This is a genomic window from Pseudomonas sp. KBN12P06040, from assembly GCF_037574965.1.
Taxonomy (GTDB): domain Bacteria; phylum Pseudomonadota; class Gammaproteobacteria; order Pseudomonadales; family Pseudomonadaceae; genus Pseudomonas; species Pseudomonas aeruginosa.
Window position 1 is genome coordinate 2,139,411 of the sequence record NZ_JBBELS010000001.1, and the last position, 12,641, is coordinate 2,152,051.

Annotated in this window: 10 protein-coding genes; 2 read left to right on the forward strand and 8 right to left on the reverse strand. The window is 68.8% G+C overall.

Translation table 11 applies throughout. The annotated features are described in order from the left end of the window. Window positions 1-84 precede the first annotated feature (84 nt). Together VQ067_RS10145 and VQ067_RS10150 are read left to right on the forward strand one after the other, a co-directional pair. Entirely contained in the window at window positions 85-1,182 is a 1,098-nt protein-coding gene (locus tag VQ067_RS10145) for a WD40/YVTN/BNR-like repeat-containing protein (protein ID WP_023111556.1), read from the forward strand. Window positions 1,183-1,193: 11 nt separating this feature from the next. Then, window positions 1,194-3,575 (forward strand): efflux RND transporter permease subunit, encoded by a 2,382-nt coding sequence (locus VQ067_RS10150; RefSeq protein ID WP_003138533.1) that lies wholly within the window; start codon window positions 1,194-1,196, stop codon window positions 3,573-3,575. Window positions 3,576-3,646: 71 nt separating this feature from the next. Here VQ067_RS10150 and cprS read toward each other — a convergent pair whose 3' ends face one another. The 8 genes from cprS to VQ067_RS10190 all read right to left on the reverse strand — a co-directional run bounded on the left by cprS (window position 3,647) and on the right by VQ067_RS10190 (window position 12,634). Next, on the reverse strand, window positions 3,647-4,942 hold the full coding sequence (cprS, locus tag VQ067_RS10155) for a cationic peptide sensor histidine kinase CprS (protein ID WP_003110077.1): 1,296 nt from the start codon (window positions 4,940-4,942) through the stop codon (window positions 3,647-3,649). Then, on the reverse strand, window positions 4,939-5,610 hold the full coding sequence (cprR, locus tag VQ067_RS10160) for a cationic peptide response regulator transcription factor CprR (protein ID WP_003091311.1): 672 nt from the start codon (window positions 5,608-5,610) through the stop codon (window positions 4,939-4,941). The genes cprS and cprR overlap by 4 nt, the downstream gene beginning before the upstream one ends. Before the next feature lie 61 nt (window positions 5,611-5,671). Then, a complete protein-coding gene (locus VQ067_RS10165; protein ID WP_003112115.1) occupies window positions 5,672-6,751 on the reverse strand; it encodes an alpha/beta hydrolase fold domain-containing protein in 1,080 nt (359 codons plus the stop codon). Window positions 6,752-6,804: 53 nt separating this feature from the next. Next, the gene (locus tag VQ067_RS10170) at window positions 6,805-8,436 is read right to left on the reverse strand and encodes a BatD family protein (RefSeq protein ID WP_003113945.1); all 1,632 of its coding nucleotides are present in this window, start codon (window positions 8,434-8,436) and stop codon (window positions 6,805-6,807) included. Further along, a complete protein-coding gene (locus tag VQ067_RS10175) occupies window positions 8,433-10,193 on the reverse strand; it encodes a VWA domain-containing protein (protein WP_023081481.1) in 1,761 nt (586 codons plus the stop codon). The genes VQ067_RS10170 and VQ067_RS10175 overlap by 4 nt, the downstream gene beginning before the upstream one ends. Then, complete coding sequence (locus VQ067_RS10180) at window positions 10,190-11,212, reverse strand: vWA domain-containing protein (protein ID WP_023096545.1); 1,023 nt, start codon at window positions 11,210-11,212, stop codon at window positions 10,190-10,192. The genes VQ067_RS10175 and VQ067_RS10180 overlap by 4 nt, the downstream gene beginning before the upstream one ends. Next, the gene (locus tag VQ067_RS10185; protein WP_003113947.1) at window positions 11,205-11,699 is read right to left on the reverse strand and encodes a DUF4381 domain-containing protein; all 495 of its coding nucleotides are present in this window, start codon (window positions 11,697-11,699) and stop codon (window positions 11,205-11,207) included. The genes VQ067_RS10180 and VQ067_RS10185 overlap by 8 nt, the downstream gene beginning before the upstream one ends. Next, window positions 11,696-12,634 (reverse strand): DUF58 domain-containing protein, encoded by a 939-nt coding sequence (locus tag VQ067_RS10190; RefSeq protein WP_003091295.1) that lies wholly within the window; start codon window positions 12,632-12,634, stop codon window positions 11,696-11,698. The genes VQ067_RS10185 and VQ067_RS10190 overlap by 4 nt, the downstream gene beginning before the upstream one ends. Window positions 12,635-12,641 lie beyond the last annotated feature (7 nt).

A 12,641-nucleotide genomic window follows, 5' to 3' on the forward strand; every position in this document is an offset into this window, starting at 1 on the left:
GTGGCTTCAATTGTCTCCGTCGCCAAACGCTGGCTATATAACGCTCACCACGAACCACTAATAACAACAACGGGGACGGTATCCATGCGTGAGCCCATGACGTGGCGCACTTCGCCCGGCCAATCCGCGGACGCTTCGCGGCATCCGGCCATTTCTTCCAGATCGCCCCTGGCCAGCAGGGCCCTGTCGTTTCTCGGGGCGCTTTCTCTTCTGACCTTCGCCGCGACCCCGGTCCTGGCCGAGTCGACGCCAACCGCCGCGCCGCCGCAATTCGCCGTGGAATCGCCGAAGGCCGCCAGCAGCCTGCTGCTCAGCGTCGCCCATGCCGGTAAGCGGCTGGTCGCGGTCGGCGACCGTGGGCATATCCTGCTCTCCGACGACGACGGCAAGACCTGGACCCAGGCCAAGGTGCCGACCCGCCAGTTGCTCACCTCGGTGTTCTTCGTCAACGAGCGCAAGGGCTGGGCGGTCGGGCACGATGCGCAGATCCTCGTCAGCGACGACGCCGGCAGCACCTGGACCAGGCAGTTCGAGGACCTCGGCCGCGAAGCGCCGTTGCTGGACATCTGGTTCGCCGACGAACAGCACGGCCTGGCCGTCGGTGCCTATGGCGCGCTGCTGGAGACCCGCGACGGCGGCCAGCACTGGGAAGACGTCAGCGAGCGCCTGGACAACGAGGACCAGTTCCACCTCAACGCCATCGCCGCGGTCAAGGACAACGGCCTGCTGGTGGTCGGCGAAGCCGGCAGTCTGTTCCGCTCGAAGGACTGGGGCGCCACCTGGGAAAAACTCGAAGGCCCCTACGAGGGCTCGCTGTTCGGCGCCATCGGTACCGCCGATGCGGGCGGCGTGCTGGTCTACGGCCTGCGCGGCCACCTGTTCCGCTCCGCCGATTTCGGCGACAGCTGGGAAGAGATACCGCTGAAGGCGGCGTCCGGCGACCTGGAATTCGGTCTCTCCGACGGCGCGCTGCTGGCGGACGGGCGTATCGTCGTGGTCGGCCACGGCGGCAGTGTCCTCGAAAGCTCCGACGGCGGGCGCAGCTTCAGCGTGTTCAACCGTCCCGACCGGCTGTCCCTGGCCGGCGTCAGCGCCACCGGCGACGGCCACCTGATCCTGGTCGGCCAGGGCGGCGTGCACCTCGCTGCGGCGAACGGTGCCGCGCTCGAACAACCACAATAAGGCGGGGTCGCATGAGTGCCATGAACCAGCATCAGCAAAACAAGGCGAGCCTGCTCGAACGCCTGATCTTCAACAACCGGCCGGTGGTGATCTTCCTCTGCCTGCTGGTCAGCGTCTTCCTGTTCTACCAGGCCACCCAGGTGCGGCCGTCCACCAGCTTCGAGAAGATGATCCCGCTGGAGCACCCGTTCATCCAGAAAATGCTCGAGCACCGCAACGACCTGGCCAACCTCGGCAACACCGTGCGCATCTCGGTGGAGGCGGTGAACGGCGACATCTTCACCAAGGAGTACATGGAGACGCTCCGGCAGATCCATGACGAGGTGTTCTACATCCCCGGCGTCGACCGTTCCGGCCTGAAGTCGTTGTGGAGCCCCAGCGTGCGCTGGACCGAAGTGACCGAGGAAGGCTTCGCCGGCGGCGAGGTGATCCCGCAGACCTACGACGGTTCGCCGCGGGCGCTGGAGGAACTGCGCAACAACGTGCTCAAGTCCGGGCAGATCGGCCGCCTGGTAGCGAACAACTTCAAGTCGAGCATCGTCGACGTGCCGCTGCTGGAGATGTACCCGAATCCGAAGAACCAGAGCGAACTGATCAAGCTCGACTACCGCCAGTTCTCCCATGAGCTGGAAGAGAAGATCCGCGACAAGTACCAGTTGCAGAACCCCAACGTGAAGGTGCACATCGTCGGCTTCGCGAAGAAGGTCGGCGACCTGATCGACGGGCTGGTGATGGTGGTCGGCTTCTTCGGTATCTGCCTGCTGATCACCCTGGTCCTGCTGTACTGGTTCACCAAGTGCATCCGCAGCACCATCGCCGTGCTGATCACCACCCTGGTGGCGGTGCTCTGGCAGCTCGGCCTGCTCAACCTGGTCGGTTTCGGCCTCGATCCCTATTCGATGCTGGTGCCGTTCCTGATCTTCGCCATCGGTATTTCCCACGGCGTGCAGAAGATCAATGGCATCGCCTTGCAGTCCAGCGGCGCCGACAATGCGCTGATGGCGGCGCGGCTGACCTTCCGCCAACTGTTCCTGCCGGGGATGATCGCGATCCTCGCCGACGCCGTCGGCTTCATCACCCTGCTGGTGATCGACATCGGGGTGATCCGCGAGCTGGCCATCGGCGCCTCGATCGGCGTGGCGGTGATCGTCTTCACCAACCTGATCCTGCTGCCCGTGGCGATCTCCTACATCGGCATCAGCAAGAAGGCGGTACAGCGCAGCAAGGACGACGCGGTGCGCGAGCACCCGTTCTGGCGCCTGCTGTCGAACTTCGCCAGCCCGAAGGTGGCCCCGGTGTCCATCGCCATCGCCTTGCTGATGCTCGGCGGCGGCCTCTGGTATGGCAAGCACCTGAAGATCGGCGACCTCGACCAGGGCGCGCCGGAACTGCGTCCCGACTCGCGCTACAACCTCGACAACGACTTCATCATCCGCAACTACTCGACCAGTTCGGACGTGCTGGTGGTGATGGTCAAGACCACCCCGGAAGGCTGCTCCACCCACCAGGCCCTGGCGGCCATGGACGAGCTGGCCTGGAAGCTGGAGAACACCGAGGGCGTGCAGTCGGCGATCTCGATGGTCACCGTGTCCAAGCAGGTGATCAAGGGGATGAACGAAGGCAACCTGAAATGGGAGACCCTGTCGCGCAACCAGGACGTGCTGAACAACTCCATCGCACGTGCCGACGGTCTCTACAACACCGACTGCTCGCTGGCGCCGCTGCTGGTCTTCCTCAACGACCACAAGGCCGAGACCCTCGACCGCGCGGTGGCGGCGGTGCAGGCCTTCGCCGCGGAGAATGACAAGGACGACCTGCAGTTCCAGCTGGCCGCCGGCAACGCCGGGATCGAGGCCGCCACCAACGAGGTGATCAAGCAGTCCGAACTGATCATCCTGGTGCTGGTGTACATCTGCGTGGCGGCCATGTGCATGATCACCTTCCGTTCCTTCGCCGCGACCCTCTGCATCGTCCTGCCGCTGATCCTCACCTCGGTGCTGGGCAACGCGCTGATGGCGGCGCTGGGCATCGGCGTGAAGGTCGCGACCCTGCCGGTGATCGCCCTCGGCGTCGGCATCGGGGTGGACTACGGGATCTACATCTACACCCGCCTGGAGTCTTTCCTGCGCATGGGCCTGCCGTTGCAGGAGGCCTACTACGAGACCCTCCGCTCCACCGGCAAGGCGGTGCTGTTCACCGGCCTGTGCCTGGCGATCGGCGTGGCCACCTGGATCTTCTCGGCGATCAAGTTCCAGGCCGACATGGGCCTGATGCTGACCTTCATGCTGCTCTGGAACATGTTCGGCGCCCTCTGGCTGCTGCCGGCCCTGGCGCGTTTCCTGATCAACCCGGCCAAGCTGCAGGCCAGGAAGGCCTCGCTGTTCGCTCACTGAGTCGCACCGAGCCTCGCCAAGACCGCGGCCCCGGCCGCGGTTTTTTTCGCGCGGAGGAAGGCCGCCGCGCTTCAGTCCGGTGTGGCGGGGAACAGCAGCTCGCAGCGGAAGCGCTGCTCGTCGCTGCTGTAATGCAGGCGCCAGCCGCTCTTCTGGCACAGGCGCTGGACCAGGTCGAGGCCCAGGCCATAACCGAACGCCATCGACTCCTCCGTGCCCTGGGCCGCGCCGATGGGGTTGCTGATCAGCAGGCTGCGGTCGCGCACGACGATTTCCACCACGCCCTCGTCGCTGTACTGCAGGGCGTTGCGCAGCAGGTTGCCGATGATGATCCGTGCGCGGGTCTGCGGCAGGCTGTGTGGCTCCACGTCGAGGTGGAAGGTCAGGCCGCGGCGCTGGCTCAGCGCCTGCTGTTCCTCGAGCAGTTCCTCCAGCAGGCGGCCGACCTCGATGTGTCCGTCGTCGCGCAGTTCGCCGCTCTCGCGGCTGAGCCAGAGCAGGGTCTCGGTCATCTGCTGCATGCCCAGCGCCGAGCGGCGGATGCGTTGCAAGGCATGCGGGGAGGGCGCGCGGCCGGGTTGGTCGAGCAGCTCCAGGTTCATGCCGATCACCGCCAGCGGGGTGCGCAGCTCATGGCTGGCGTAGCGCAGGAAGCGCTCCTCGCGCTGGCTGAAGTCCTTGATCCGGGTCACGCTGTTCCACAGGGTATCCGCCAGCACGTTGAGTTCGCGGTAGTTGAAGCGCGGCCGCTGGCTGTCCGGGGCGAGGTCGTCGAGGGTCATCGACCAGCGCGTCAGCTTGCGCAGCGGGGCGACGATGAACCAGACCAGCAGGCCGACGGCGGCCAGCGAAGGCAGGGTGACCGACAGGGTGACGATCCAGGTCTGCCTGACGCGGGCGTCGATGATGGCGTCGGACAGCGGCGTGTCGATGCTGCCGGCGGCGTCGTTGTCGTAGAGGTAGAGCGTCTTGCCGTCGGCCAGTGGCTGGCGGACCACCACGTAGGCATCGTCGCTGGGCGCGTCGTCATCCTCCTCTTCGTCATCGTCGTCCCAGTTGCCGAGCAGTTGCATGGCGCCGATGCTCTTGTAGGGTGGGGTGTCGAGCATCTCCCTGAGTTTCGGCGGCAGCCCCGCGGTGCCGACGCTGCCCTTGAAGTAGTAGCTGTCCGGCGCCGGCGTAGCCGGGTCTTCCTGGTAGCGCTGGGCGAAGTACAGCCCTTCCTCTTCCATCATCATGCTGAGCAGGTAGAGGGCGCCGGTCTCGCCGTAGTCGCCGAGCATGCGCGTGTAGACCAGCAGCACCCCGGCGAGGATCAGGCTGACGCCGCCACCGACGATGGGGATCAGGCTCAGGCCGCGTTTCATTTGCGCTCCAGTTGGAAGCCGACGCTGTGCAGGGTATGGATCAGAGGGGTGGCGAACCCCTTGTCGACGGTGCTGCGCAGGTGGTGCATGTGCACGTTGAGGGTGTTGCTTTCCGGCGGCTCGTCGCCCCAGACGCTGCGCCCCAGCTGCTCGCGGGTGACCAGCGCGGGGCTGGCGCGCATCAGGCACTCGAGGATCTTCCAGGCGGTGGGGGACAGCGCCAGGGGCGTGCCGCCGCGGCTGGCCTGGCGGCTGTCGAGGTCCATCACCAGGTCGTCGACCTGCAGGCGCTGGGCCTGGCCGCTGCGGCGCCGGCTGAGGGCTTGCAGGCGGACCAGCAGCTCCGGCAGTTCGAAGGGCTTGAGCAGATAGTCGTCGGCGCCGGCGTCGAAGCCGTCGAGCTTGTCCTGCAGGGTATCCAGGGCGGTGAGCATGAGTACCGGGGTCTGCAGGCCGGCTTCGCGCAGCTGGCGACAGACCTGCCGGCCGTTGATGCGCGGCAGCATGATGTCCAGCAGGATCACGTCGTAGCGGTTGGCGCGCGCCAGGTTGAGGCCGGCCTGGCCGTCGCGGGCGTGATCGCAGACCACCCCGGCGGCCTCGAGGTAGTCGATGACGGTGCCGGCGAGATCGAAGTTGTCTTCGACGACGAGTACGTGGATATGCATGGTATCTGTTCGCATGACGGATGGGACGCTGTGCCTGGTTCGCCGCGGGCGTTGCCCGCGCCTACTTGAGCACCTTGATCGGCTTCACCGGGGTGCCGTCGCTCCATTGGCCCATGCCGGTCTGCTCCGGCGTAGCGCCCAGGGCGTACTGGCGGTTGCGGTTGTAGAACGCCGCGTCGGTGAGGCCATCGAACAGCTTCCAGGTGCCGTACCAGTCGAGGGCGTCGATCACCAGCGGGTCGTGGCCGGTATAGCGGCCTTCGGCCTGCTGGACTTCGAGGCGCTTCTCGACGCGGTCGAGCAACCAGTCGCTGTCTTCTTCCTTCGGATACTGCGGGCCGAATACCGGCGCGGTGGGCGCCGCGTGGTTGGCCAGCAGCGGCGGAGCGCCGTGGCGATCGCTGCGCAGCAGCAGGAGGTTCTTGTCGCTGGGCGGAATGTGCCGGCTCTGGCGGTAGATGCGCTTGGCGTCGGTGCAGGCCACGTGGCTGTCCTCGTCGCCGCAGACCGCCAGCAGCAGGGTACCTTTGGCCAGCCCCGACAGGCGTTCCTGGGCCACGCCGTCCCAGCGCTTGCCCTGGCTCTTGCCGGGCTCGACCACCATCAGCGCCTTCGCCGCCGGCAGCTTCAGGCGTTCGCTGGCGGCCGCCAGGTTGGCGGCGAGCAGTCCGCCGGCGGAGTGGCCGAGGTAGGCGACCTGGTTCAGCCGCGGGCGCACCCCCAGCTCGCCGGCCTGCAGGCGCCTGAGGGCGTCGCCGAGGGCGCCGGCGGCATTGTCGAGGAAGTCTGCGTTGGGCGTCTTCAGGTCCGGCTGGTAGCGCGGGTAGACCACCACCATGCCGCGGCGGACGATATGGTCGATCCAGGCGCGGTAGAGGTCCGGCTGCATCACGCTCCAGCCGTGCAGGAAGATCACCAGCGGAGCGTTGCCGGGGACCGGTTGCTCGGGGGTGAACACCCAGTATTCGCGAGCGCCTTCGCCGAAGTGCCACTGATGCACGCTGGCATGGCGATAGGCCGCGCCGCCCGGCCCTTCGGCCGGCTGCGTCGGCGGCGTGGGCGCGGTCGGCGGTTCGGCGGCCGTCGCGGCGTGGCCCAGGAGCAGGCCGCACAGGACGAGGTACAGGGTACGGAAGCGCATGCGGGCCCTCTTGCGGAATCGGAATGTCGTGCCAGTCCTAACCATAGCGCCGTTCAGCGCGGATAGAGCGGTGGCAGGCCGCCATTGTCGACCGCTCCCGCCGGCGCTTGTTCCGTGGTGGGCAGGGCGCGGATCGCCCGCCACAGGTCCTCGCCCTGCCAGGAATGGCCGCTCTCGCTGTACAGCGCGCCGTTGAGGCCATCCAGGGCGTCGGACAGCGGTACGAAGCGGGCCGCCATGTCGGCCAGGGTATCGGGTTGCTGACGGGCCCAGGCGTCCAGGGCCTGGCGGGTCGCCTGGGGATCGTTGGCCAGGCAGGCGCGGCGCAGCTCGTCGAGCAGGCTGCGGCTGCTCGGGCCGTTGGCTGCGGCGCGGATCACCGCCGGCAGCTGGCGGGCGCGCCACCAGAGGCCGAAGCCGAGCAGGGTGGTCAGGGCCAGCACGGCGGTAGCCAGTTGCCAGGGCCAGAGCGTCGGCTCCAGGCGTTCGCCGAGCGGCAGCGCCGCCGCCGGCGGCTCCGCCTCGGCCTGCGGCGCGGCGGCCACTTCCAGGGTGCGCGGTGGCAGGCTGGTGCGCTCCAGGCGGTCTTCGCGGGTGTTCCACCAGACCACTTCGAGCGCCGGCAACTCGATGCGCCCGGCCTGCTCAGGCACCAGCGCCTCGCGTTCCTCGCGACTGCCGATGAGGCCCTGGTCGGTGCTTTGGTCGGCCAGCTGCGGTTGGTCCGGGTAGCGCCGCAGGCCTTGCACGTCGGGCAGCGGCAACGGCGGAAGCTGGGTGCCGGAAAGCCCCTCGACCTTCAGCAGCACGTTGCGCGTCAGCGATTCGCCGACCTGTGCCTGCTCCGGCTGCGGGCTCCAGCTTTCGCTGATGCTCAGCGCGCGGGCCGGCATCCAGGGCGCGTCGGCCGGATAGTCGGCAGGCTTGGGCCGGACCTGCAGCGGGATGCTCGGCGAAGTCACCCGCATCTGCCGGCCGGGGCGCGGGCCGAAGGGGTTGTAGTCGTCGCTGCCACGGTCGACCAGGGTCGCGCTGAAGGCTTGCGCAGGAATCTCCAGGGTGCCGCTCTTCTGCGGGAAGATCGCGTAGCGCACCTCGATCACGCCGTGGCGGATGCCGTTGATCTCCTTCTCGTAGGTGCGCGCCTCGCCGAGCTGTTCGACCTTCGCGTCGTTCATCGCCAGCGGGGTCAGGCTGCTGTCGTCGTATAGCGACACCGAGTGGTAGATGCGCAGGGTGAGGATCGCCTGGGCCTGCACGTAGACCGTCTCCTGGTCGACGCTGGCATCGATGAAGACCGGCGCCAGCTTGCTGCTCTTGGCGCGGTCGCGCGCCTCCAGTACGTGCAGCCTGATCGGCTGGGTGCTGCTGGCGCCGAGGCTGATCGGCGGGATCGCCACGTAGCCGCTCTGCTTCGGCAGGAGGGTGACGATCCAGCGGGTGGTGGCCTGGGCCCGGCCGTTCTGCGTGGCGAGACGGTTGACCTGGCGCGTGCCGAGGACCTCGAAGAGGGCGTCCAGCGGGCTCAGGTCGGGCTTGCCGAAGAGGGTCGGGTCGTCCGATTCCAGCGTCAGTTCGACGCTTTCCCCTTCGGTCAGGCGGGCGCGGTCGACGCTGGCGCTGAAGCTGGCGTGGGCGGAGACGCAGAGGAGCGCGAGAAGCAGGCTGCAGAACAGGCGGATCATGGCGTGGCTTCCTGGCGTTGCTGCTGTTGGTACCAGAACTTGCGCCGCAGCAACTCGGCGGGATCGTCGGGAATCTGTCGCAGCCATTGCTCGAGGGCCTGGCGACGTTCGTCGTCGAGTCCGTCGTCGGCTTCCTCGTCGCCCGTCCGCTCGTCCTCGGCGTCGGGCTGCGGCTGCGCTTGGCCGGGTGCTCCGGCGGTCTTCTCGCCTTCGTCTTCCGGCAGGCTGGTCGAGGGCGCCGCGGCCTGGGCCTTCTGCGCATCGACGGTCGCCGCATCGCGCGGCGGCCGCTGGCTGCTTCCGGATGGCGGGCTCTGCTGGCTCGCTTCCTGGCGCTGTTCCTTGTTCTCGCCGGCCTGCTGCTGCGCCGCCTGTTCCTGGCGCTGGCGCAGCAGTTCCTCGACCAGGGCCTTGTTGCGTTGCGCGGCGACCAGTTGCGGCTGGCGCTCCAGGGCTTGTTCGTAGGCGTCGACGGCGGCTTCCAGTTCGCCCTGGCGGGCCAGGGCGTTGCCACGGTTGTAGTGATCGTCGGCCTGGTCGCCCTGGGCGAAGGCCTGGGCAGCGGCGGCGTAGTCGCGGGCCTGGTAGAGCGACAGGCCTTTCCAGCGGAAGTCCTCGAAGCGCTTCGCCGCCTCGTCCGCCTGGCCCCGTTGCAACAGGCGCTGGCCTTGCTGGTCCGGACGCAGCCAGAGGTCTTCGAACTGGAAGGCCATGGCCGGTTGCGGCAGGCTCAGCATCAACAGCGGCAGGCAGAACAGCCAGCCGCGCCGTCCGGCACAGGCGGCCAGCAGGAGCAGCGGCAGGAGCAGCCAGTAACCCTGGTCGGCCCAGCGCTGCAGGCGCAGCAGGGCGTTCTCGCGGTCTTCCTCCAGCGTGCCGCCGCGGGCCAGCAGGCCGAGGCTGTCGAGGTCGCGGTCGTTCGGCCGCAGGCGCTGGTAGCCGGCGCCGATCTCCGCGGCGAAGCGGCGCAGCCCGCTTTCGTCGAGCCTGGGCAGGAGGATGCCGCCCTGGTCGTCCTTGAGGAAGCTGCCATCCTCCTGCTGCACCGGAGCGCCCTTCGGCGTGCCGACGCCGAGCACGGCGAGGCGCGCCGTCCGGTGCTCGAGGGCGCTGCGGATGCCCTGGCGCTCGGGTTCGCTCAGCCCGCTGGTCAGCAGCAGCAGGCGGCCGCGGCCCTGGGCGCCCTGTTCCAGCAGGTCGAGGGCCTGGCGCACCGCAAGGTCGGCGCGCTGGCCGGGCTCGGGCATGATCGAAGGTTTCAGGGCGTCGAGCAGGTTGCGCGCGGTGAGCTGGTCGTCCGACAGCGGCACCAGGGTATGCGCGCTGCCGGCGTAGACGACGATCGCGGTCTGCGCGTCGTTGCGCGTGCGAAGCAGGTCGAGCAGCTTGCGCCGGGCCTGTTCCAGGCGGGTCGGCGACAGGTCGCCGGCAAGCATCCCGGGAGTCAGCTGGAGGATCGCCACCAGCGGGTCGCTACGCTTCATCGAGGGCTGTTCCAGTTGCTGCCAACTGGGCCCGAGCAAGGCCAGCAGGGCCAGCAGCCAGGCGATACCGAGGCAGATCCAGGGCATGCGGTTCTGCCGCCCGGCGCCGCCGACCAGCAGCCAGGGCTGGAAGGCCGTCGGCAGCAGCAATTGCCAGCGTCCGGCACGACGCTGGCGATGCAGCAGCTTCCACAGCAACCAGCCAAGCAGCGGCGCCAGCAGCAGCCAGTAGGGGCGCAGCCAGTGCGGCCAGGCGTCCAGCAACAGGTTCATGGTTGCCTCCCGGAACGGCGGCGCGGCCAGGTCCGGTTTTCCCGTGGCCAGAGTTCCAGCGCCACCAGCAGCACGCTCAGGCCGAGGGCGGCGGCCAGCGGCCAACTGTACAGCGCCAGGGCCGGGCGCGCCCGGGTAGTCTGCTGGGCGACCGGTTCGAGGCGGTCGAGGGTCGCGGAAATGCTTTCCAGCTCGGCGCTGGATCGCGCGCGGAAGTATTCGCCGCCAGTGCTCTCGGCGATACCGCGCAGGGTCGGCTCGTCGAGATCGAGCCCCGGGTTGAAGCCGAACAGGCCGGGCACGCCGCCCTGCTGCGGGTCGGCGCCGACGCCGATAGTGTAGATCTTCACCTGTTGCTCGGCGGCCAGTTGCGCGGCGATCTGCGGGGCTATCTGTCCGCCGGTGTTGGCGCCGTCGGTGATCAGCACCAGCACCCGGCTTTCCGCGGGCCGCTGGCGCAGGCGCTTGACCGCCAGGCCGATGGCGTCGCCGATCGCGGTGTTCTTGCCGGCGATGCCGATCTGCGCCTCGTCCAGCCAGACCCGCACGGTGTGCCGGTCGAAGGTCAGCGGCGCCTGCAGGTAGGCCTGGCTGCCGAACAGGATCAGGCCGACGCGGTCGCCACGACGGTCTTCGATGAAGTCGCCGAAGAGTTTCTTGATCAGTTCCAGGCGGCTGATCTCGTCGTCCTGCCAGCGCATGTCGCGGTAGTCCATGGAGCCGGAGACATCCACCGCGAGCAGTAGGTCACGGCCGCTGGCGGGGAGCGGCAGGGGTTCGCCGACCCACTGCGGGCGGGCCGCGGCGAGCAGCAGGAGGAACCAGAGCAGGGCGAAGCGCACCTGCTGCCGCCAGGCCGGCAGGCGTGCGCGGGCACGGCGTCCGGCGAGGCTTTCGAGTTCGTCGAGGAAGCTCACCTTGAGCGCCGCCTCGCCGCTGTCGGCGGCCGGCAGCACCAGGCGCAGCAGCCAGGGCAACGGGGCGAGGGCGAAGACCCAGGGCCAGGCGAACTCAAACATGCTTGCGAATCCAGGTGGCGACGGCGGCGTCGAGGCCGTCCACGGCCTTGTCGTCGAGGGTGCAGTCGGCACGGTAGCCGCCTTCCACCAGGATCATCCAGCGGGTCAGGCCGGCGGCCGGGCAACGGTTGTCGAGGAACGCCAGCCAGGCGCGGCCGCTGAGGGCGTGGCTGCCGCTATCTGGCCAGCGCGCCCTGCAGACCCGCTTGAGCAGGCCGTTGATGGCCTGCAGCCAGGGCCCGGCGGAAGCCCTGCCGTAGGGCTTGGCAAGCGCGGCCAGTTCGGCCAGGGCCGCTTCGCGCAGCGGATCCAGCGGCGCTTCGCCGCGGGTGGCGATGGTGCGCCGCGGCAGGTGCCGGCGCAGTCGCCAGAGCCCCCAACCGAGCAACGGCAGCAGGGCGGCCAGCAGCCACCAGCCGGGCGCCGGCGGCCACCAGCCGACGGGCAGGGGGGCGATCAGCGGTTCCAGCCGGTCGAGCGGATTCATGCGCGATACCCCGGCTGGTGTTGTTCCAGCAGGTCCCGCAACTGCTCCACCAGGTCTTCCTGGGTCGACAGCGGCAGCAGCGGCACGCCCAGTCGCTGGGCCAGCCGCTGCCAGCGCGCGCGGCGCGCCTCGGCCAGCTCGCGATAGGCCTGGCGCAGCTCGTCGGCGTGGGTGTCCAGCTCGAGGTCGGCAGCGCCTTCGCGGAAGCGCAGCAGTCCGGCGGCGGGGAGGGCATGGTCGAGCGGGTCGGACAGCGGCAGCAGCACCAGGTCGGTATGGCGTGCGATCAGGCTGAGTTGCTGCTCGGCGACGTCATTGAGGGTGCGCTCGTCGCACAGCACCAGGATCAGGCTGCCCGGGCGCAGCACTTCGCGGGCGCGGCGCAGGGCCAGGCCGAACAGTTCGCCAGGTCGCTCGGCCGGCGTCTCGCGCAGCTCGCGATTGGCCCGCAATAGCTGGTTGAACAGTTGCAGCAGGCTGTGCTTGCTGCGTCGCGGCTTGATTTCGTGGCAGTCGCGGTCGCTGAATACCAGGCCGCCGATACGGTCGTTGTGGGCCAGCGCCGACCAGCCGATGAAGGCCGCCGCGCGTGCCGCCAGCACCGCCTTGAAGCACAGGCCGGAGCCGAAGAACAGGCGCTGGCTCTGTTCGACCAGGACGAACACCGGTCGCTCGCGTTCCTCGTGGAACAGCTTGGTGTGCGGCTCGCGGGTGCGCGCGGTGACGCGCCAGTCGATGGTCCGTACGTCGTCGCCGGGCTGGTAGATGCGCACCTGGTCGAAGTCCACGCCGCGTCCGCGCAGGCGCGAGTGATGCAGGCCGACCAGCGGGCTGCGGCGGTTCTGCGAGGAGAACAGGCGCGCTTCGTGGAGCCGGTGGCGCATTTCCAGAAGCTCGTCGAGGCCCAGTTCGACGCCAGGGGCGGCGCTCAGCATGGCGGCG